Raw genomic sequence first — 22,636 nt, 5'->3', positions numbered from 1 at the left:
CCTATTGAGGTTTGGATTGTCCCTGCGATTAATTAAGCGATATAATAAGAATATGAATCTATTTTTACTCAGGTCATTCCTGATCATTATATGCCTTGGCCTAGGCTTTAAGGCTAGTTATTCCCAGATTTCGGGCCGTGTCATAACGGATAAACAAGACCCCATTGCCAATGCTACGATTTTATTGGAAGGCACAAAAATTGGCACCTCCACAGATAGTTTGGGTTATTTTGAACTTGACAACAAAAATCAAAGCAGCAGGTCGATTTCTGTAAGAGCTGTAGGCTTCCAGAATGCAAAAAAAGCTATTCAACCAAATGCGCACGAAAGCTTGAACATTATATTGTATGAGGATAATTTAAACCTAAATGAGGTTGTAGTCAGCGCATCTCGATACGGTATGGAAAGGAAAAAGGCTCCGGTTATCGTGAATGTTCTGAGTCCCAAATTATTCACAGCAACTCAATCCGTAGCTATGTCAGAGACCCTAAATTACCAACCCGGTGTTAGGGTAGAAAACAACTGTCAGAACTGTGGATTTACACAAGTAAGGTTGAACGGTATGGAAGGTGCTTATTCACAAATCCTCATCAATAGCCGTTCGGTTTTTTCTGCTTTGAATAGCGTTTATGGCCTTGATCAAATACCGACCTCCATGATTGACAGGATTGAAGTTGTACGTTCTGGCGGTTCTGCCCTATTTGGTGCAAATGCTATTGCCGGTACGATCAACATCATTACTAAAGATCCTGTAGAAAATGATTGGCAGATCAAATCTACGAATTCGATCATTGACGGTCAAGCTTGGGATAACACCATCGACTTCAATACCTCCTACGTTGACAATGATCTGAAAACCGGAGCTACCTTTTACGGGATGCACCGCAACCGTCAGGCTTATGATGCAAATGGGGATGGATTTACTGAGATGACCAAACTAAAGAACCTCACATTCGGGACAAAAGCTTTTTACAAACCTTCCGAATTCAACAAAATAACATTGGATCTGAGTGCTCTGAATGAATTTCGACGAGGAGGAGATAATTTGGACAAGGCTCCACATTTTACGGATGTCACCGAACAGCTGAGAACCAATACATTCATTGGAGGATTAACGTATGATCAATATTCCAAGGATTATAAACATAAATTAAGCATTTATGGTTCAGCACAGTTTACCGATAGAGAAAGTTTTTATGGAGGCTTGGGAGGCGGTAGATCTGCACAGGACAGTTTGCTTGCCTCGAATTCATATGGCGAGACGGATGATTTTGCAATGGTTGCCGGCGCTCAATATACTTATACCTTCGAACGTGATGTAATCACAGCGGGTGTTGAATATAACAATAACAGAACCAAAGACAATATTCCTGGGTATGAACGTCTTATCGATCAAAAGACACATGGTGTTGGGACCTATGCTCAATACGAATGGAATGTCCTTGAAAATTTGAAAACCTTGATCGGCGCGAGATATGATTATACTTATGTAGATGGCAATTACAAACTGGCGGGATATAACCGAAAATCATCACAAAACTTCGGCACTTTCAGTCCAAGATTCACACTACTATATGATATTACAGATTATTTGCAGTTTAGAGGTGGATATGCCCGAGGTTTTAGAGCTCCCCAAGCATTCAATGAAGACATGCACGTCACTTCCATTGGAGGTCAACAAGTTTTTGTGTTAATCGGAGAAAACCTTGAGACTGAATATTCGAACGCATATACTGGATCACTGAATTTCACAAAAGGATTTGGCCCAATTCAAACGAGTCTCTTGGTGGAGGGATTTTATACTGACCTTCAGAATCCATTTACCAACATTATGACTTCCCAAGATGAAAATTTAATCATACAGGAAATGAGAAATGGTACAGGAGCTAAGGTTTATGGATCAAATATTGAATTGAATGTTGCCCCTTCGTCGAAATATACTTTTCAGATGGGTGGCACAATCCAGCGTTCAGAATTCAATGACGATCAACTTCTTTATGAAGGGGCGACTCCAGCCGAGAATATCAGCAGCAGAAGGTTTGTTAGGACCCCGAATGTATATGGCTACTTAAACGCCAATTGGAAGCCCTTAGATCCGTTTAGCGTTGATGTAACTGGTGTTTATACAGGAAGCATGATCGTACCACATGTGTTAGAAGGAGAAGAAATGATTTTAAAAACTTCTCCAGATTTCTTCGAGGCCAATTTCCGATTGGGATATACCTTTTCACTTAAGAAAGAATTGAGCTTGGAAGTTTTTGGGGGGATGCAGAACGTTTTCAATGCCTTCCAAAAAGATTTTGATCGAGGTGCACTCCGTGATTCAAATTATATCTATGGGCCATCAAGACCAAGAACAATAACATTTGGAATTAAAATAGGACATTTTCACTAATGCGTTTGTTACAAATATTGATATTATTCATCTTATTGATGTCATCACAAGTTCAGGCTCAAGAGCAGCCTGAACCTGTGGTCAACTGGGTCAGTTTTGAACAGCTTGGCGACTCCCTTGACAGCAATCCAAAGCCAGTTTTGATATTCTTTCATACGGAATGGTGCAGCTATTGCAAGAAGATGCTAAGGGAGACTTTTAGGAATAAAGAGGTGATTGAAAAACTCAACTCTGAATACTATGCTGTTGAATTTGATGCGGAGTCAATCGATAGTGTTTTTTTCGATAGGGTAATATATACCAATTCAAGTTCCAGAAAAAGGACGGGTAATTATCATGAATTATTCAAAATTTTAATGGGGGGTTCAGACAAACATGTTTTCCCGATTACTTTGGTCATGAATGCAGATTTTTCGGTGAAAATGAAAAAAATTAATTACTTAAGTATTAAGCAAATATTAAATATTTTATAAATTTAACATTGCTGTTGTAGCAAAATTGATTTGATTAACGTTTACAACATCAGAAATAAGATACTTAAACAAATATGAAAAACTTAAAATTACTCTTAGTAGCTTTTTTAGCGGTGGTTGCAGTTTCATCTTGTATGAAGGATGATAACAATTATGAGCAAATTGATTGGGAAAAAGAACAAGCAAGATTAGATTCAACTAAGGATGCACAACAAGATGAAATCAAAGCTTATGCAGAGGCGAACTTAAATCCTGAGAGAAGAAAATACAATGATTCATTGGGAATTTGGTTTGAGGTTCTTCCTACAACTGCAGAAGTAGACAGTACTTTTGAATATATTCAATCTGGTGCTACATTTATGCCTGTTACGGCAAGTGTAAAATATTCGGAGAAGTCATTGGATGGTAAATATAATAAAAACGTGACTACAGCAACAAGAGCTTCTATTCAAACAGGTTATGCTCCAGGTGCTTGGCTAGCTGCTTTCTACCCTAACAACATCAATGGACGTTACTACCCTGGTTTATTACCAAAAGGATTGTTGAAAAATGTTAAAATCAGATTAATTACTCCTTCTATCTATTACTATGATCTAAATGAGGTTGCGGATAAAGATGGAACAGGTACTCTTCCTCCAAATTCTCCATTAGATGTTGTCATCGATGTGGTTGAAATTGGTCGCTAAAAGACATTCAAGAAATTCAAAATTATCAAATAAAGGCAGCCTACATGCTGCCTTTTTTATGGAACACCTATACTCAAAATGAAAAATTTAAAATTACTTTTTATAGCATTTTTAGCTATTACAACAATCTCATCTTGTTCAAAAGATTCTGACAACGGACTTGGTGATTATGAAGAAAATTTAAAAAGAATTGATTCTATTTTAAAGGCACAAGCTCCTATTTTAAAAGAATATGCAGAGCAGAATTTTGGCGAAAATGCTAAAATCGACAGTACAACAGGCATTTGGTATGAAGTTTTGGAATCTACTGTTGACAGTACATACGAGTATATTAAAACGGGGAACTCTTGGGTGCCTGTAGTCGCTACCATAAATTATAAAGGTGAATTGATGAATGGAACTGAATTTGATTCACAAAATAATTATGAGATGGATATTAACGGATTAATTCCAGCATGGTTGCAGATATTTTATCCAGAAAACAATTCTCCAAATGCATTTTCGGGAATTCTTCCACACGGCCTTTTGATTGGAAATAAAATCAGATTTATTGCCCCATCACCTTATTGCTATGACAATAAACCGGATAAAAATGGAAAAATCCCTGTGAACTCTCCTTTAATCTTCAATATTGAAGTACTTAAATTGAAGAGTGCAAATTAGTACCAACAAAAAATCAGTAATATTTACTTTAAGGCAATCAATAGATTGCCTTTTTTTATTGGCTATAATTTATCCTAGTGTTTTAAAAACAAGAAATCTAATTCTTCATTTTTCTTGTTTAAGACTTTGATTTGGCATGGTTCTTCTGTATCAAAACTAAATTTTATTACTATTTTTACTGTAAACTCAGGCATATGAAGATTGCTTTATCACAGATCAACTACCATATTGGAAATTTCGAAAAGAATAACGAAAAGATTATTGAATCCATTCAAAAAGCTAAGTCCGCAGGTGCGGAATTGATCGTCTTTGCAGAACTTGCAATTGGCGGCTACCCTGCAAAGGATCTTCTTCGAAATTCTTCTTTTCTTCAACATTGCTATCAGAGCATTGAATTTATTGCCAAACATTGCAAGGATATCGCTTGTATTATCGGTGCTCCTGTTCCTAATAAAGATGGTGAAGGAAAATCGTTATACAACGCAGCAGTATTGATAGACAATGGTGAAGTTAAGCACATTACCAAAAAAAGCCTGCTTCCAGATTATGATGTTTTTGATGAGTATCGTTATTTTGAGCCTAACAAGGTAGTATCATGTATCAATTTTAAAGGTAAAACAATTGCTTTAACGATCTGTGAAGATCTTTGGGATGATGATGGTCCTAATTCTTATGTTGGAGACATTATGCTCGAACTTGCAAAGGAAAATCCTGACTTAGTTATCAACATTGCGGCTTCTCCATTTTCGTATACTCATTTTGAAAGCCGCAAGAACGTTCTTAAACGTAATGTAATCAAATCAAATGCGCCATTGATTTATGTCAATCAGGTTGGAGCACAAACCGATATTATTTTCGATGGTAGATCGCTTGCTCTAAATAGAAAAGCGGAGGTCATCATGGAATTAAACGCATTTGATGAAGACTTACAATATGTTGAGCTGAACAATAATGATTTGGAAGTTGAAGAGGTACATCAAGAATTGAAGACCTCAGAAATCTCATTAATTCATGATGCTCTAATTTTAGGTTTAAGAGATTATTTTCAGAAATCGGGCTTCAAGACAGCTGTGTTAGGTCTTTCGGGCGGTTTGGATTCTGCTCTGGTTGCGGCTTTGGCATGTGAAGCTTTGGGTGCAGAGAATGTGCTTTCTGTTCTGATGCCTTCAGTATATTCTTCGGATCATTCTTTAAAGGATGCGCTAGATCTAGTTAAGAATACGGGATGCCAGCATCGAATAATTCCTATCAAAGATATTGCAGCAGCTTTTGACAGCACCTTAGCAGAGACTTTTGAGGGCAGAGAAAATGATACTACGGAAGAAAACATTCAGGCGAGAACTCGAGGTACATTATTGATGGCTATTTCCAATAAATTCGGCAATATTTTACTGAACACTTCAAATAAAAGCGAGGCTGCTGTCGGTTACGGCACCTTGTATGGCGACATGGCCGGATCAATTAGTGTAATTGGTGATGTTTACAAGACTCAAGCATTTGAACTTGCACGTTATATCAATAGAGATCGAGAAATCATTCCTATCAACACTATTGTAAAACCACCATCCGCTGAATTAAGACCTGATCAAAAAGATTCAGATTCCTTGCCAGCCTATGATATTTTGGATGCTGTATTGTTCCAGTTGATTGAAATGGAAAAATCGAAGGATGATGTTATCCATTTGGGGTTTGATGAGGCATTGGTAAATAGGGTATATAAAATGCTCTGTAATGCAGAATTCAAAAGATTCCAAGCTCCTCCTATCCTGCGAGTTAGCCCTAAAGCATTCGGTCCAGGACGGTCCATGCCTTTGGTTGCAAAATATTCATTTTAGCATTAAACTTTTTGATTGAAAAATCGTCTAACAATATAAATTGAGATTTATGAAAAAGTTGTGGTCAGTTATGCTATTAGGAGCCATCATAGTGTTGGGTTCTTGTAGCTCTTATAAATATAATATGACGAGGGTCCAAAAGTTGGATTTCTCGCAATATAAAACTTATGGTTGGTTACCTCCGGTAGATTCACTTTCGAAAGATTATTTCACCAATGATATTGCTAAGGACAATATTCTGTCTACTGCAAATCATGAGTTGGAAGCCAGGGGCATGAATTACAGCAAGGACAATCCAGACTTGTTGTTCCGTTACATTACGATCGTGAACAACAAAAGCAGAATGGTCTACGGACATTTTGGTTGGGGCTGGGGTGGTCCATGGGGCTTTAGCCCGTGGTGGGGCTTCGGCGGATGGGGACGTTCTTATCCGGTTGGAAAAGAAAAAGTTCGTTATTCACATTTGATTATTGAAGCTAGAGACCGCAGGACAAACTCTGTAATCTGGCAAGCTAGAGGATCAGGTGAGATCCATAACCCTGAAAAAGCTATTAATAACCTTCCAAAAGTTGTAGAAGGAATATTTAAAGAATATCCTACGAAGTAGGGAAAAGGGCGAAGATTTTCGCCCTTTTTTATTTCTGCTTAGTTATATAACGGGCGCTTCGGCTACGCTCAGCGACCGCCATTCCTATAGTGCTCAGCGGCCGCATTCCAGCTTTATACTGATTGTCTTTGTTTCAGATAAAAAGGGACTTCAACATGGTCTTTGGATCGGTTTTTAATTAATTCTGCCGCCATTTTGCCCATCATTTCGAAGTCGGTTGAGATCGTAGTGATTCCGTTAAGGATAAACTTTTTGAGCGGGGTTTCATTATATGAGATAACGCCCACATCCTTTCCAATCTGAAGATTTTTCTTGATGATTTTGTCGAGAAGTTTGACCAAGTCATCTTCTGCGATATTGATATAACAAGTTCCGAGTTCGATCTTTTCTTTTTCAAGTTCACTGACCAATGAATGGTTAAAAGCATATTGTTGGGCAAATTTGTAAAATCCTTTAATGATTGCTTTTGGATAATCGCTGTTATCGGGAAAAATGAGGTTTAGGGTATGGTATTTACTTAATGAAGGTAATGCTTCCTCCAGAGCACCATAAATGTCTTTCTCGTAGTTTTCATAGACCGCAGCAAAGTCCCCTTGGATATCATCAACGTATTTGCCTAACAGTACCAACTTATCTCTCGGTATGAGCTTATTAATAATCTCCGGAGCTTGATCTCTCCCTTCCTTAAAATGCGGGAACAGAACGTAATAATCGTAGGTTTTGGTCAGTCCGCCTAATAATGTTCTTAGATAGGTTATATCAGAATTGTAGACGAAGAGATCTAATGCAGCATCATCTTCCAATTCCTTTGCGAATGAGTCGTATACTATTTTTTTGTGTGCGCTCAATTTATTTAAAAGGATTGCAATCTTTACTCTCTGCTTTACATCTGTTGTCGCGATATAGTAGCCCTTTCCTGGTATTGAAGCGATTACTTCTGCATTTTTCAGGAATTTGTAGGCCTTTTCTACGGTATCACGAGAGATATCCACATAGACGGAAAGCTCGTTGATGGAAGGTAGCATATCATCCTTCTCCAGCGTTCCGCTTTTAACTGCATCGATTATGGCACTGGCTAGCTGCTTATATTTAGGTGTGGCAGAAAAGTCACTAATCTGAATGGTTTTCAAGAAATCAGTTACCTTATTAGTCATAAGTTAGAAGTATTACTAAGATTGGTTCAATTGTATATGACCTAAGGTAAGTAAAATACTTGTTTTAATGGAAATGTTTTGGGTGAATAATCTGCATTTATTTCCATGAGATCTTTCATATATTCCCACCATTCCTTCATGATTGGATGTTCTCTCAATGTTAAATCATTATAATGCTCATTGAGTGTTTGAACAGCAAACAGATCCAATGTTTCAGGATCTAAGAAGATACTGTATTCAGAAATACCATTTTGTTTTAATAACTCGGCTAATTTCGGCCATATTTCTTGATGTCGGTGCAAATATTCTTCTTCATTGCCGGCCAACAATTTCATCTTAAATGCTACTTGTTTCATCTTACAGGAATTAAATTTTGGATTTAATCGTATAATTTCCAGACCCCAGCTCTACCAATACTTTTCCTTCCATTTTCTTAATTGATTTCACAATATTATTATTGTCGATAGGTTCACCGTTGATTTGAATGCTTGCTGTTTCTGTAACGGGAACAAAACAAAAAGCTTTTACATTTACCGGAATTTCTAATTGTTGAATCAATTCGCCGTTTGATTTTGTCCAACCACTTTTAATATTTCCTGCCATAGATCTAAATGACCCTGAGGCTTTATTTATTCCGTAGTTACCTATTTCTGGTTGAATATAAATTTCTTGGTAACCATTTGCCTTTGCTTTTATCCCCAACATATTTTCGAACATCCATTCATTCACTGATCCAAAAGCATAGTGTGAAAAAGAATTCATGGCTGCATTGTGAATAAATCCTTTGTCCTTAGTAAAACTGTCCCAGCGTTCCCATATTGAGGTCGCACCATTGACAACTTCGTATCCCAAGGATGGGTATTCTGTACTTTGCAACAATTGATAGGCTTTATCTGAAGATCCGGAGGAAGTTAATGCTGGTAAGAGTGGTTTGAATCCTAAAAATCCAGTTGTCAACTTATTATCATTCGCTTCTACCAACTCACGTAAGAATTTACCGGCTAATATCTGATCTTCTTCATTCAATATTCCGGAATACAAGGCATTAGCATAGGCTGTTTGGGTATGCCCGGCAAAACCATTTTGCCCTTCGACGTACCCTTCTCCATTTCCATAAAGTGCTGAATTAGTTTTGAGCCTTCCACTTTTTTCCATGTAGTGCTTTTTGAAGCCATTTTTAACGGTTAATGATTCCTTTTCATAATCATTTGCCAACTGTAGGTCACCGATGGCACGACACATTTCTGCCATTAGCTTATTGCAGTAAAAATAATATGTTGTAGCCAATAAATCAGGGCTGGTTTTTTCACCAACTGAAAGCCAATCCCCAAACCCGCCTTTAGGATTCACGTCTTCAAACGATTTTTCTTTTAAGACTCCACCTTTGGTCCTTGCTTTCAGGAAAGCCATAAACTTATTCATGAACGGCAGCGACTCACGAACGATTCGGTGGTCATTATAGGCTTTAAATATTTCATAGGTACAAATGATTCCAGCTTCAGACCATCCCGGAGAGAAAGCATCGGATGCACGTATTGCTGCAACCCCTTGCTCATTTACAGGCATCGGTGAATAAACGGGGTATGCACCGTTTGCCCATTGGGAGTCATGTAAATCTTGAAGCCATTTCTTGTGAAATGGCGCTACGTCAGCATTGAAAATCGCTGAACGCATATAAACCTGTGCATCACCAGTCCAGCCCAACCTTTCATCCCTCTGAGGACAATCAGTTGGAATATCAATATAGTTGGCACGTTGGGTCCAGATAATATTACTGTACAATTGATTAAGCATTGCATTATCAGACTCAAAATGACCAACCTGGTCTAGATCCGAACTCAATGCCAATCCTGTCAAGAAGTCTAATTTAGGTTCCTCATTCAAGCCTGAGATTTCTACAAATTGAAATCCATGAAATGTAAAGCTTGGGCTCCATTCTTCAACCTTATCCCCTTTAAAGAAATATGTGTCCGTAGCTCGGGCTTTTCTTAGATTGTCAACCATCAATGATCCATCAGGGAAAAGCATCTCTCCATAACGAAATACTAAAGAATCACCCGGCTTGCCTTTCAACTTTAAATGAATATTTCCAGCGAAGTTTTGACCAAAATCAACAATATATTTGCCTTCGGCAATTTTCTTGATAGATTTAGCTTTTAATTCTTCGACAACGCGAACAGGATTACTTGGATAAAGCTGAAGCAATTGTCCGGGTTTATCTTCAAATGCTTGGATATTTTTCCATTTGGAATCATCAAAACCAACCTTGTCCCAACCGATAGGTTCTAGTCTTGCATCATGTTTTTCTCCTTCAAGGAAATCTGATTCCAGAATTGCTCCAGTGCTGGTTTTCCAAGATCCATCCGTGATAATCTGTTCTTTCGAACCATCTTCATATTGAACTTCAACCTGAGCTTTCAACAAAGGAAACTTTCCATAAAACTGCTTTACTTGTGGAGACCCAACTAAAAGTGCATAACCTAAATATCCTGCATACCAGCCATTCGATAAAATAGCTCCAAATACATTTTCCCCTGCTTTGAGCTTATCGCTTACATCGTAGACGTTGTAATACACTCTTTTGTTATAATCTGTCCAGCCAGAAGCGAAGAAATCTTTTCCAATTTTCTCACCATTGATATAAAAGTTATGTAAGCCTAGAGAACTGATATAAAGGCGAGCAGATTTTATCTTTTTGCTAAGGTTAGTCTGTTTTCGAAGATATGGAGAAGGAGGCAAATGATATTCACCCTTTTCTGCCAAATGATTAAGATCTATTCCTATCCACTTTGCTTGCCAATCATTTTCATCTGGTTTTGCTAACTCCCAAGATTGAATTTTTGACCATTTACCCTCTTTATCTTTCTCATCCCAGGCTTTGACTTTCCAATACACACGTTGACCTGATGCTATTGATTTGCCTGAATATTCAATTTGATTTGTATTGTTTCCATTTACTTTTTTGCTATCCCATAAATCAGCTTTATTTTTTTCCAATAAACCCTCAGATGAAGCCACCATAATTTGGTATGCTGACTGGGATTTATTGAACCCCTTCCCTTCAAGTTCCCAACTTAAGCGTGGTTTTGCTTCTTCAACAAAAGGGTTTACCTTATACTCAGTTCTTAAATATGTTGGATTAATTTGTCCAAAAGCTATGTTAAGCAAGGAAAAGAAAACCAAACAGCAGAAAAATGTGATTTTATAAAAAGTATGTAGGTTCATGGTTATTATCTAATTATTTTAATTTCTTTTGGGGCTTCGATTTCGGAAACCACTTTGCCATTAGCATCCTTTGTATGTTTGACTTTTATGAGGCCATATTTTGTTGGGAAAGTTCCTTCTGCAAATGTCAGGTTTCCTAGATTTGGTTTTACTGAGTAAGCTTTGCCACCTGGTTCAGCGACTTTAATTCCCAAAACATGTTCCGAGAGCCAAGAAGTAGGACCTGATGCCCAACCGTGCGCAAAACTATGGCGATGTCCCACATAACAATATGCTCCAAAATCACCATGAATGTCTACTTTTCCTTCTGGCACCAGTTCATCGATCCGACTAGCATTCGGAAGCCATTCAATATTGAAATCTTCCCAAAAAGTGGTTGCTCCTAAATCAAGCATTGCTCCCCAATATTCGGAAATAATATCCATTGCTTCCTTATATTTTCCAGCTTTTGCCATGGCTTCCAACATATAATACCCATAGAAGGTTGAGAATTTCTTTGCACCACCAACTTTTAGGACATCATTATATGCTTTTTGTTCATCCATTAAGCCAACTAAAGACATTAGTGCGGCGGCCTGCTTTGAATTGTTGTGTTTAGGTTTTATTTTTCTCATTTTCACCAAAGCATCATCACATAGCTTTTTTGTTTCTGGATCATTTAAGAATGTGCTTATTTGAGACGCTTTTTCAAGACCTAAAATTGTCATGGCTTGTAAACCGGCATGAATTGCCAAGCTATCTTCACTAGATGGCCAATCCAAGAAACGAGTACCATCCATTTCTTCTTTTCCATCTTTAACCTTACCTAAAATCTGTTTAACTAACCCTTGAAGATATGGCTGTTGCTCCTTTAAATAAGCTAGATCTCCATGTGCCATATACCAATCGTAATGTAATACGATCCACCACATGGAATATGTACTGATTCCACACATCCATGAGCCGAGCGGTGTTGATTCTCTGGCCAAGTCCAAACTTCTAGGCACTACGTCATTAAATCCAAATACGGTATTTACAGTTGCAACTTCAGGATGTAAGTCCCCTACCCACACTAAACGATCGCGCTTAATGGCATCCCAAAGATAATCTTGCATGTTAAGGTGAACAGTATAAGCTCCAACATCCCAAATTTTGTTGAGTCTATCATCTGAACTTTTGAAGGATCCCAGGTAAGGTATGTCTCTATAGGTTGCTATTGCTCTGACTTCTCTAAGGTGTAGTTCAGCATCTGGATCCAAGAAATCAATTCTAGCAAATCGGAACCCAGATTCTCCGGTTTGATTTTTCCCTAACCAAGGCAATTGGAGGTTCATGTCCCGCATGGCATGATCATTGGTCGCTCCTTTTGCTCCTATTTCTGACATTGCTTCCGACACAGATTCTCCAAGACGGATTCTGACATTTTTCGGAGCATTTCCACCTCCCCACATACCCGTTACAATTTCCAATGATCCGTTCATTTCCTTTCCAAAATCCAAAAGAACAGAACTTTTTGCTGAACCTGTATTTTTTAAGATGGTAATATTATCATTAGTCAAGTTCGCTTGTCCATTTCCTTCCACTTTTAAGCTTTCTGACCCTTTGATATCCCCTTCTTGCCAAATTATACGAGTTGGATAGATGTATTCCCTTGTCAAGGGGCTAATATGTTTCGATCCATCGCTTAATTTATGCTGTGCCTGTGCAACAAAATGAGACAATATAATACTAACCAGTATTAGAATAGGTTTATGCTTCATGATTGAATAGGTTATAATTCTGAAAATGTTTTTAAAGATATAAAAGCAATTTAAAAGTACTATCCTGTTCTTTCATGCGACAAACTTTAATTATTTACTCTTATTGATTAATTGAGGAAACCAAGTTTGAAAATAAGTCAAAGGTTTCATATTCCCTGCGGATGCATAATCACTGAGTTGAATTTCTACAGGTGCCGAACCAGTTTCTGAATAAGATTCTGGGATAAACTTCGCTTTAAACGACATCCAACTATTTGGATTTTCTGTTTCGACTAACTCAATTCTATTATTTTTGTTTATTACAGGAGTTAGCACCGCTGAAACAGGAATATTTTCAGCAAACATAGCATCTCTGGACAATACTATTGGGCCGCGCATGATGGCCAAAGATTGAACCTGATCACCAGTTTTGAGAATTCTTGGATTTAAGTCTAATTCCAGATTAATAACATCAGAACCTTTCCATTTTTTATTGATTTGATAATAGGTATTAGGTTCTATGTTATCTTCGACGTTTACATGATTGAATGCTATTTTGCTTTCCTCACTCCAACTTGGTATTCTAATTTCAATCGGAACATCAATAGGTTTATTGGATTTTAGACCAATGCTAACAGTCGACGATTTGGGATAATCAGTTTGAATAATCAGTTGTGCCTTTTGCTTTCCTATTTGGATATCATATGCTCCCGGGATAAAATAATTTACTTGAACAGCATTGTTTTCTTGCGTTACAGCATAAAATGGCATCAGAAACAGTGCTCTTGGCCCGCTGGCTTCACAACAGTTCAGGCCCATTCCACATTGCTCCGATCCAGGTAACCTTTGTCCATTTAGTGGCGTATATTTTGCCCATTGTGCTCCATCTTTACTTAAAGATCCCAATAAAGCATTATAATAAGCATATTCAGCTTCTTCAGCATACTTATTCTCTCCAGTCAACCTGAACAATTGTAGGCATAATTTTATCCATGTTACAGTGACACATACTTCCTGATAATGGTGCACAGGATCAGCTTGCAATGCTTTCCCGCCGAACCACATTTCCGTTGAAGCACCAGATCCAGCAATATTTATTTCAGTAGCCTTTATATTGTCCCAAGTATTTATAACGGCTTCTTTATACGTTGGATTACCAGTAATTCTATATAGCTCTAATAATCCTTCATAACAAGACATCATTTCGTATGCTTTTTGACCTTGTTCCCAACTGTACCAAGAACTCGGTTTTTCAAATCTTTCTGCTACATTCACTTTACTTTTTTCAATTAATTGGGGACCATCAGGACGGCTCCATTGCTTGACAATAGTTTCAGCAAATTCAAGGTATTTTTTGTCATTGGTAACTACATAGAGCTTACAGATGGGCTCAAGAACGGAGGATGCTGCCATTCCTCTATAATTACCTTTAGTAACCAAAATACCATCAGCTTTTTGGAGATCATCCATAAGGTTCTGCGCTAATTTCTCGGCTGCCTGTAATACCTTGTTATCTGGTTTAATTTCATAAAAAGACAATAATCCAAGTAGGCAATATTTCCTTCCCCACACATCCCACTGTTGGAGACGTTTATCTGCTGCATAATTACCAATATAACCATCCGCTGTTTGTTGTTCCATCAACCCATATACTGCTTTTTCAAGAGTTTTAAAAAGTTCATCTGAAGGTTTGTACTTATAAGCAAGTACCGCAGAGGTAAACCATTTTCCCCAAAACTCGGATTGCCACATATGAGTTTCCGTTCTTTTATTCGGGTCGAATGCATTTATTAATCGATCCACATCTTGAGCGAGAATTCTATTTTGAACGGAAGATTCCAACCTTTCATCAATATATCCCTCAAGATCAATATGATTGACGGGTGTCCTTTGGTCGTGGATAGACTGAGAAATCGAACAGGTATAAATACCTATAGAAAGGATAGTTAGTAAGAAGCCTTTTTTCATTAGGTGTATATTAGGTTTCTGATAAAATTAGGAAAGAAATAAGTAAAAAGGCGAATTTTTGAGGTTCAATTTTAGCAGGATAGTGCAGGTAGGTTTCCAGGTATTTTACAGGACGGTGCAGGATGCTTAACCTAAAGGCTATAACTATATTTGGTTCATTAGCCTATAACATAGGCGCCCAAATAAATAACTAATTTCGGTAACTGTTCAACCTTAGTTACCCATAAACCAAAAGAAAACGAAAACATGTATTATTTAGAAGATAGCTGATTTGTTATTTACAAGTAACGATGAAAAGTACCTCATAAAAAAACCGACAGTGTTCCCGCACCATCGGTTGATCATTAAAGGTCTTTAAACTAACCAAGAGGGTCGAAACTCTTTATTGTTTAACCATTTAACTTTGCAAAGGTATGCAATATGACCAATTAAACAAAACCAATTCACCATGCTTGATTGCGCCTAAAGCGACATTTAGGAAGGTTTTGGGGTTCACTTTCGGAAAAGAACCCAAGAAAAGATTCCTGCAACTGGCATTAATTTTTCCTGCGTTGATACTATCGCAGGCAGGCTATTCCGAAGCCAACACATATTCTAATATGGATAGAGAAGCGTTTAACATTTCCATGGACAATTCTATGGGCAACTTGAAAACTACTTCACTGGGGCAAGAAAAAGTCAAAGTCACCGGTACAGTTAGTGATGCCCAAGGAGTGCCTCTTGCAGGTGTTTCGGTACGCGTAAAAGGCACAAATTCTGCCACGTCTACCGATCTGAATGGAAAGTATGAAATCGAGTTGAACAAAGGCCAGACGTTGACCTTTGACAATCTTGGTTTTGCTTCTCAAGAAATTGTTGTCAATGCTGCTGGAACGCAAAATGTAACATTGGATAGCAGCAGTGAAGATATCTCAGAAGTTGTAGTTGTGGGATACGGTAGCCAACAGAAAAAAGATGTTACCGGTTCGATTGCTGCCGTTTCTATGAAAAATGTAAAAGGACAAGCTGTAGCCAGTGCTGACCAAGCATTATCTGGTCAGATTGCCGGTGTACAAGTAAGCACATCAAATGGTACACCAGGAGGAGGTCCTAAAATTCAAATCCGTGGTATGAGTGCAATTGGTGCTGGAAGTCAACCATTATATGTTATTGATGGTTTCCCAGTTCCAACATCTTCTAGTGAGAGAGGGAATCCATTGGCAACTCTTAATCCGAATGACATTGAGTCCATGACTGTATTGAAAGATGCATCCGCAACTGCGATATATGGTTCACGGGGTTCCAACGGTGTTATCTTGATCAATACCAAGCGTGGAGCTGATGGTCCGATGAAAATCGATGTGGCAGTAAGTTCTGGTTTGCAACAAGTACCTCAGAAAGGAAGACCGAACTTGATGAACGCAGCAGAGTTTGCGCAATTCCGCAAAGAAGCTATCGAAGATAAAATCAGGTTTGAAGAAGGCAGAGAACCAACTATCGACGATATCCCTGAAGACTACCGCAACCCTGCTGCTTTAGGTGAAGGTGTTGATTGGTATGATGAAGTTACTCGTGTAGCTCCATTGACTGATGTCAACGTAAGTTTCAGTGGTGGAAATGAAAATGTACGTTCTTTTGTATCTGCTGGTTATCTAAACCAAGAAGGTGTCATGTTGAACACAGGGTTCGACCGTTTCTCCATTCGCGCAAATGTGGAAGGAAATCTTGCCAAGAAATTAAAATTAGGCATGAACATATCTCCTACCCTAACCTATCTTGAAGGGGGTATTAACGGTCAAGGACGTGATGAGTTCTTTGAAATCACGACTCCAGTTGCAAAAGTTTATGATGATGCTGGCAATTTAATTCCATATATCCAATCATCGGGAACATTTGGTAACCCAAACCCAGTTTTATATATGAACGAAAGAACGGATAAGAGTTCAAAGTTAAAGTTATTGATGAGCACATTTGCTGAATATAGCTTTTTGGACAATTTGAAGTTCAAGACTACCTTCAACGTAGATTACCAAGATGAAAGTGGTGAATATTTTAGACCATCAACTATCCCTAATCAAAATGCACCAGGATTATCAATTCCTAGCGGTAGTTATTGGAGAGGCCAATATTTGAACTGGGCAAATGAGAATACCTTAAATTATGATTATTCAACTGAGAGCGGTCATACCATATCAGCCTTGGCGGGTTATTCCATCCAGATGCAAAAAAATAAGAGTGCAGGCTTCAATGGTTCGCAATTTCCAGATGATGACATTAAAACTCTAAATGGTGCTGCAAGGATTACTGGTGGTACAGGTATAGAGGATTGGGGTTTGATTTCTTATTTGGCAAGGATTAACTATTCCTATTTAGACCGTTATATTTTGACAGCATCTTACCGTGCAGATGGATCATCCCGTTTCGGTAAAGACAACCGTTGGGGTTCTTTCCCTTCTGTCGCTGTAGGTTGGCGTTTGTCTGAGGAAGCATTCTTGAAAGATAAAGAATGGATTAATGAATTAAAGTTAAGGGCTTCTTATGGACGTAGTGGTAACTTCAACATTGCAAACTACGCATCGTTAAGTAGTATCGGTACTGCGAATTATGTATTGAATGGAACATTGGCACCAGGACGTACAATGAACAGTCTGGGCAATAGTTTCTTGGGATGGGAAAGAATGAAAGAGTTGAACATCGGTTTAGACTTTACCACGTGGAACAACCGCTTGACTTTTACCGCTAACTACTATAAACGCAACACATTAGACTTATTATTGAACACACCTATTCCACAATCTTCTGGATTTGGTTCAGTAACTGAAAATAGAGGTGATGTAGAAAATAAAGGTTTTGAGTTCTCAATAAGTTCAGCCAACATTGCTCGTGAAAACTTCACTTGGAATACTGATTTCAACATTTCATTCAACAGAAATAAAGTTATTGACTTGGGAAGAAGTAAAGATCCGATCTATTCAGGGGCAAGTTCTGAAGGTAACTTCACGAATATCACGAGAATTGGCGAGCCTGTTGGGATGATCATCGGTTATGTGGTTGAAGGGATTTACCAAAATGAAGCTGATTTAGAAAAGTATCCTGCATTCCCTGGGGCAATTCCTGGAAACTTAAGAATGCGTGATGTGAACGGCGATGGACAAATCACTCCTAATGATGACTTTGATGTTATTGGAAATCCTTATCCTGACTTTACTTTAGGCATGACGAACACCTTGACTTTTAAGGGTTTTGATGCACGCGTAAATATGGTTGCATCGATGGGCCAAGAGATGTTGCACGCAACTCGCTTTTATACCGACAATATTGACGGTGTATTTAATGTGAGGAAAGAGGTAGCAGATCGTTGGCGTTCAGAATCCAATCCTGGAAGTGGTTTGGTTCCAACGACTAATGGTACTGGTAGAGGCCGTGTAATGTATCGTGATACGCATTCATTATTTGTGGAAAAAACAGACTATTTATGGATCAAGAATATAACAGTAGGTTATACGCTTCCAAAAAGTATTGCAGGTGTAGTTAATAATCTTAGAATCTATGCCAACTTACAAAATCCGTTTGTATTCACAGGCTATGAAGGAAATCCAGAAGGAACGAATATCAACAGAGGAGATACTAGTCCGCTAGTTCCAGGTATTGACTACTCAGCATACCCAGTTCCAAGGATTTATACATTAGGGTTGAATTTCAATTTTTAAGGCAAGAGTTATGAAATTAAGATATATTCTATTAGGTCTAGGTTTATTGAGCATGAGCTCCTGCAACAAGTTATTGGATGTAGAACCTTATACCTTTTCAAGTGGTGATAATTATTACGAAAATGAAGGTCAGGTCCTTCGAGCTGTAAACGGTGTTTACAGTAGATTGCAAGGATTATATACGAGTGATTTTTGGGCAATGACGGAAATGAGGGCTGATAACACAAATTATCAGTACGATGAAACAGACCGTGGTGCACAACAACGTGAGGAGATTGATGAATTTCTCATTACTTCTTCTAACAATTATGTTAACAATGCTTGGGTTGCTCTGTTTGGTATCGTTCAGCAGGCCAATGTCATCATTAGCAGAATTGACAATGTTCCCTTTGCTGATGAAAAAGTGAAACAACAGTATCTTGGTGAGGCAAAATTCATCCGTGGCTTTGCCTATTTCCACCTTGTTCGGTTGTTTGGCGAGGTTCCATTGCATACAAAAGAAGTAGCGAATCCTCAGGATGCTTTTACAGATGGCAAAAAAGGTACTGTTGATGAAATTTATACTGTTATTATTCAGGATTTCAAGGATGCCATTGCCAGCTTACCTCCAGGTTATGATGATAATAACAAAGGAAGGGCTACAAAAGGGGCGGCACATGCGGTATTGGGAGATGTATACTTGACACGGAAACAATATGCAGACGCTGTGACAAATTTCACAGAAGTTACTAAATTAGGGTATTCATTAATGCCAGACTACGCTTCTTGTTTTAGTCCAAATTCTAAAAACAATGCGGAATCGGTTTTTGAAATACAATACGACCAATCCGTAGAGGGTGAGAACAGTAATTTTATCTACATGTTTGGCCCTCGGAATGCGAAGATGAAGTTGATAGGTTTTTCAGGAAACTTAGGCGGTAGTAATATTCCAACTCCGAGTATTTACAATGCTTACGAGGCGGGAGATAATAGACGTGATAAATCTATCCAGATGTTTTCTGATCCTTCGAACGCAAATTTCCAGGAATCTAAAGCATTTAACGGGAATATGCCATTTATCAAGAAATATTACCATCCACCATATATTGAGGATGGTCGTTCAGATGAAAACTGGCCGGTATACCGTTATGCCCACGTCTTATTGATGTTAGCGGAGGCACAAAATGAAGTTGGATCAGGAGATCCATATGCACACTTAAACCTAGTCAGAAAACGTGCAGGCTTACCAGCATTGTCTGGTTTATCAAAAGATGCTTTACGTGATGCTATTGCAAAAGAGCAACGCGTGGAAGTGGCTTTTGAAAGTCATAGATGGTATCAGTTATTGCGTACTGGTAAGGCCATCGAAGTGATGACTGCTCACGGAGCTGAAGAAAAGAAAAGATTGTCGAGATTAAGCAGTGCTTCATATAATATCCAACCGTTCAAATTATTGTTCCCGATTCCTCAAAGAGAAATCCAGATCAATGGCATTGAACAAAATGAAGGTTGGTAGGAATATAAGCTGTTATAAATTATTCAACATAATAACCAAATGATAAAAACGAAAAGAGCACAATTGTATTTGTTTGGTATGTTCCTGCTGATATTTGCGGGATCATGTAAACAAGAAAAGGAAACAGAAGTGGTAAAGGAGCCAAATCCAAAGACTGATAAGATTGTCTTACCGGATGGATTTGAGATTGAACACATATATAGCCCTTCTGATGACGAAAAAGGGTCTTGGGTTTCTATGACTTTTGATGACAAAGGTCGTATGATTACCTCAGATCAATTTGGCGGATTATTCCGCGTGGAATTACCTCCGATTGGTTCTGACACCACTGTTAAGCCTAAGATTGAGCCTTTAGATTTTCCTATCGAGGGTCAGGATCCAGCAGACACTTCCAAAACCAAGGTAGGAATGGGTTTTGCACAAGGATTGTTATGGGCAAATAACAGCTTATATGTGATGATCAACCATCGTCCAAACGAGAATTTATCAAAAGGTTCTGGTCTATATAGAATCCAAGACACCAACAACGACGATAAATTGGACAAGATAACTCAAATCTTGGCCTTGGAGGGTGAAGGTGAGCATGGTCCACACAGTATTATTCAAGGTCCTGATTCAGCAATTTATGTCATTGCGGGGAATTTCACGAAAGTCCCTAAAATGAACAGTTATAGATTGAAGCCTAACGACAGTTTGGACAATTTGCTTCCTATGATTTATGATACGCATGGTCATGATTCAGATTCTCATAACGCGGGTGGATGGATTGCAAAAACAGATGCTGAAGGTAAGAATTGGGAATTGATTGCTTCAGGAATGCGTAATGGGTTTGACTTGGCATTCAATAATGATGGCGAGTTATTTACTTACGATTCCGATATGGAATGGGATTTTGGGATGCCGTGGTACCGTCCAACACGTATTCTACACGTTACAAGCGGAGCAGAATATGGATGGAGAAAAGGTGATGCAAAATGGGATGAGAGATTTTTAGATAACTTACCAGCAGCTTTAAACATCGGCCAAGGCTCTCCTACTAACTTTATTAACCCAAATAAAGCCAAATTCCCAGATAAATATAGAAACAGTTTATTTGCTTTTGACTGGAGTTTTGGTATTATCTACGCGATTCATTTGACTCCTGATGGCGCATCTTATAAGGCAAATGCTGAAGAATTCATTTCGGGTTCTCCACTTCCACTGACAGATGGTACTATTGGGCCAGATGGTTCTCTTTATTTCTTGACTGGAGGTCGTAGGTTAGAATCTGATCTTTATCGTGTTTATCACAAAGATCGAGATAAAATCAATCCTGAAACTCCAAAACCAAATGTAAACGCAGAGGTCAAATTACGTCGTGAAATTGAACAGTACCATAAACCTTCTCCGGCAGGTACAGCAGAAAAAATCTGGGAATACTTAGGCCATGAAGATCGTCATATTCGTTATGCAGCTCGTGTAGCACTTGAACATCAACCATTTGATTCTTGGAAAAACTTAGTTTTTGGAGAAAGAAATGTGGTTCGTTTGACAGAAGCTATGGTTGCAGTTGCTCATGTAGCTGATCCATCCATCAAACAACAAGTTTTAAATAAGTTAGCTACAATTCCTGTGGAGAAAATCACTCCAAAAATGTTAGAGAACTTATTAAGGGTTTATGAAATCGTGATTTCAAGAATGGGCAAGATCGAAGGAGCTCAAGCAGCAGCTTTGGCACAAAGACTTGAGCCATTATATCCTGCAAAATCTAATTATACAAATAGAGAATTAGCAAAAGTATTACTAGCACTAAACAGTGAGCCTGCAATTAAGAAAACATTGGAATTATTGGCGACAGCTAAGGATGACACCATTCAAACTACCTACATGAGTTCTTCGGACATGATTTTGAGGAACCCTCAATACGGTTTGGATATTGCCGACATGTTGGCAAACATCCCTCCTGCTCAGCAAATATTCTATGCTACTGCGCTGAGCAATACTAGCAGTGGCTGGACCCCGGAAACACGTGAAGACTATTTCAATTGGTTTTATAAAGCTTTTGGCTATAAAGGTGGTAACAGTTATATCGGTTTCATCGATAACGCACGTAAAATGGCTTTGTCACATGTTCCTAAAGATCAATTTGCGATGTACAGCAAGATGTCTGGTGACTCCTTGTTAAATGAAAAAGGAACAAGGCTTGCAGAAAACGTCGAAGGACCAAAAGGTCCGGGCAGAGCTTGGGAAGTAGATTCTGCACTAAAAGTCGTAGATGAGAACACTGGTGTTCGTGATTTTAAACGCGGCAGGGAATTATTCTTGGCGATGAAATGTGGATCATGTCATACCATTAAGGGTGAAGGAGGATCAGTTGGTCCGGACCTTACGCAGTTAGGCACACGTTTCTCAAAACGTGACATGTTGGAAGCAATCATAGAGCCTAGCAAGGTAATTTCTGACCAATATGAGTCAAAAGTATTCAACATGAAAGACGGTACTTCGGTTTTAGGACGTTTAATGAGTGAGGACGAAAAGAATTATGTGATATCACAAAATCCTTATGCACCACATGTCACAAAAACTCTTGCGAAGAGTGATGTGAAATCAATGAATCGTTCTGAAGTATCGATCATGCCTCCAGGAACGCTGAATGTGATGAGTCCGGATGAAGTAAAAGATATTATTGCCTATTTGATGTCAGGCGGTAATGAGAACAATGAGATTTATAAGAAAAAATAATTAAAAA

The 22,636-nt window shown here is 38.4% G+C and carries 14 protein-coding genes; 9 read left to right on the top strand and 5 right to left on the bottom strand.

The features are described 5' to 3' along the window. Positions 1 to 52 precede the first annotated feature (52 nt). The 6 genes from CRT24_RS15340 (at position 53) to CRT24_RS15315 (ending at position 6,659) form a co-directional block, all read left to right on the top strand. Positions 53 to 2,395: a TonB-dependent receptor gene (locus tag CRT24_RS15340; RefSeq protein ID WP_099372082.1), complete on the top strand. Its 2,343-nt coding sequence runs from the start codon at positions 53 to 55 to the stop codon at positions 2,393 to 2,395. 38 nt (positions 2,396 to 2,433) lie between these two features. After that, the gene (locus tag CRT24_RS15335; RefSeq protein ID WP_180269150.1) at positions 2,434 to 2,868 is read left to right on the top strand and encodes a thioredoxin fold domain-containing protein; all 435 of its coding nucleotides are present in this window, start codon (positions 2,434 to 2,436) and stop codon (positions 2,866 to 2,868) included. Between the two features lie 74 nt (positions 2,869 to 2,942). Then, positions 2,943 to 3,554, top strand: a complete 612-nt coding sequence (locus CRT24_RS15330) for a hypothetical protein (protein ID WP_099372080.1) — start codon at positions 2,943 to 2,945, stop codon at positions 3,552 to 3,554. A gap of 78 nt (positions 3,555 to 3,632) precedes the next feature. Beyond that, complete coding sequence (locus CRT24_RS15325) at positions 3,633 to 4,217, top strand: FKBP-type peptidyl-prolyl cis-trans isomerase (protein ID WP_099372079.1); 585 nt, start codon at positions 3,633 to 3,635, stop codon at positions 4,215 to 4,217. Between the two features lie 194 nt (positions 4,218 to 4,411). After that, on the top strand, positions 4,412 to 6,052 hold the full coding sequence (locus CRT24_RS15320; RefSeq protein ID WP_099372078.1) for an NAD+ synthase: 1,641 nt from the start codon (positions 4,412 to 4,414) through the stop codon (positions 6,050 to 6,052). Positions 6,053 to 6,101: 49 nt separating this feature from the next. Then, complete coding sequence (locus CRT24_RS15315; RefSeq protein ID WP_099372077.1) at positions 6,102 to 6,659, top strand: DUF4136 domain-containing protein; 558 nt, start codon at positions 6,102 to 6,104, stop codon at positions 6,657 to 6,659. A gap of 113 nt (positions 6,660 to 6,772) precedes the next feature. Here the strand turns inward: CRT24_RS15315 and CRT24_RS15310 are convergent, their stop codons facing one another. The 5 genes from CRT24_RS15310 to CRT24_RS15290 all read right to left on the bottom strand — a co-directional run bounded on the left by CRT24_RS15310 (position 6,773) and on the right by CRT24_RS15290 (position 14,724). Continuing rightward, positions 6,773 to 7,813, bottom strand: coding sequence for a GntR family transcriptional regulator (locus tag CRT24_RS15310; protein WP_099372076.1), 1,041 nt, complete (start codon positions 7,811 to 7,813; stop codon positions 6,773 to 6,775). 41 nt (positions 7,814 to 7,854) lie between these two features. Then, the gene (locus tag CRT24_RS15305; RefSeq protein ID WP_099372075.1) at positions 7,855 to 8,169 is read right to left on the bottom strand and encodes an L-rhamnose mutarotase; all 315 of its coding nucleotides are present in this window, start codon (positions 8,167 to 8,169) and stop codon (positions 7,855 to 7,857) included. Positions 8,170 to 8,179: 10 nt separating this feature from the next. Further along, the gene (locus CRT24_RS15300) at positions 8,180 to 11,038 is read right to left on the bottom strand and encodes an alpha-L-rhamnosidase (protein ID WP_099372074.1); all 2,859 of its coding nucleotides are present in this window, start codon (positions 11,036 to 11,038) and stop codon (positions 8,180 to 8,182) included. Between the two features lie 5 nt (positions 11,039 to 11,043). Next, positions 11,044 to 12,777: an alpha-L-rhamnosidase C-terminal domain-containing protein gene (locus CRT24_RS15295; RefSeq protein ID WP_180269149.1), complete on the bottom strand. Its 1,734-nt coding sequence runs from the start codon at positions 12,775 to 12,777 to the stop codon at positions 11,044 to 11,046. A 90-nt stretch (positions 12,778 to 12,867) separates the two neighbouring features. Then, the gene (locus tag CRT24_RS15290) at positions 12,868 to 14,724 is read right to left on the bottom strand and encodes a beta-L-arabinofuranosidase domain-containing protein (protein WP_218962645.1); all 1,857 of its coding nucleotides are present in this window, start codon (positions 14,722 to 14,724) and stop codon (positions 12,868 to 12,870) included. A gap of 413 nt (positions 14,725 to 15,137) precedes the next feature. Between CRT24_RS15290 and CRT24_RS15285 the strand changes: the two genes are divergently transcribed. From CRT24_RS15285 to CRT24_RS15275, 3 genes are read left to right on the top strand one after another with little or no spacing between them, the layout of a single operon-like run. After that, positions 15,138 to 18,413, top strand: coding sequence for a TonB-dependent receptor (locus CRT24_RS15285; protein WP_099372072.1), 3,276 nt, complete (start codon positions 15,138 to 15,140; stop codon positions 18,411 to 18,413). Between the two features lie 10 nt (positions 18,414 to 18,423). Then, the gene (locus CRT24_RS15280; protein WP_099372071.1) at positions 18,424 to 19,908 is read left to right on the top strand and encodes a RagB/SusD family nutrient uptake outer membrane protein; all 1,485 of its coding nucleotides are present in this window, start codon (positions 18,424 to 18,426) and stop codon (positions 19,906 to 19,908) included. Positions 19,909 to 19,947: 39 nt separating this feature from the next. Then, complete coding sequence (locus CRT24_RS15275) at positions 19,948 to 22,629, top strand: c-type cytochrome (protein WP_099372070.1); 2,682 nt, start codon at positions 19,948 to 19,950, stop codon at positions 22,627 to 22,629. Positions 22,630 to 22,636: the final 7 nt, after the last annotated feature.

Source organism: Sphingobacterium sp. 1.A.5 (assembly GCF_002734235.1).
Classification (GTDB): Bacteria; Bacteroidota; Bacteroidia; order Sphingobacteriales; family Sphingobacteriaceae; genus Sphingobacterium; species Sphingobacterium daejeonense.
Note: the sequence above shows the minus strand (reverse complement) of the source record. Positions and strands in the feature narration are given on the sequence as shown.

Coding starts and splice junctions, on each gene's coding strand:
- CRT24_RS15325 (WP_099372079.1), top strand. CDS start 3,633: ATGAAAAATTTAAAATTACTTTTTATAGCATTTTTAGCTATTACAACA.
- CRT24_RS15280 (WP_099372071.1), top strand. CDS start 18,424: ATGAAATTAAGATATATTCTATTAGGTCTAGGTTTATTGAGCATGAGC.
- CRT24_RS15315 (WP_099372077.1), top strand. CDS start 6,102: ATGAAAAAGTTGTGGTCAGTTATGCTATTAGGAGCCATCATAGTGTTG.
- CRT24_RS15320 (WP_099372078.1), top strand. CDS start 4,412: ATGAAGATTGCTTTATCACAGATCAACTACCATATTGGAAATTTCGAA.
- CRT24_RS15290 (WP_218962645.1), bottom strand. CDS start 14,724: ATGAAAAAAGGCTTCTTACTAACTATCCTTTCTATAGGTATTTATACC.
- CRT24_RS15330 (WP_099372080.1), top strand. CDS start 2,943: ATGAAAAACTTAAAATTACTCTTAGTAGCTTTTTTAGCGGTGGTTGCA.
- CRT24_RS15300 (WP_099372074.1), bottom strand. CDS start 11,038: ATGAACCTACATACTTTTTATAAAATCACATTTTTCTGCTGTTTGGTT.
- CRT24_RS15285 (WP_099372072.1), top strand. CDS start 15,138: ATGCAATATGACCAATTAAACAAAACCAATTCACCATGCTTGATTGCG.
- CRT24_RS15275 (WP_099372070.1), top strand. CDS start 19,948: ATGATAAAAACGAAAAGAGCACAATTGTATTTGTTTGGTATGTTCCTG.
- CRT24_RS15295 (WP_180269149.1), bottom strand. CDS start 12,777: ATGAAGCATAAACCTATTCTAATACTGGTTAGTATTATATTGTCTCAT.
- CRT24_RS15310 (WP_099372076.1), bottom strand. CDS start 7,813: ATGACTAATAAGGTAACTGATTTCTTGAAAACCATTCAGATTAGTGAC.
- CRT24_RS15335 (WP_180269150.1), top strand. CDS start 2,434: ATGTCATCACAAGTTCAGGCTCAAGAGCAGCCTGAACCTGTGGTCAAC.
- CRT24_RS15305 (WP_099372075.1), bottom strand. CDS start 8,169: ATGAAACAAGTAGCATTTAAGATGAAATTGTTGGCCGGCAATGAAGAA.
- CRT24_RS15340 (WP_099372082.1), top strand. CDS start 53: ATGAATCTATTTTTACTCAGGTCATTCCTGATCATTATATGCCTTGGC.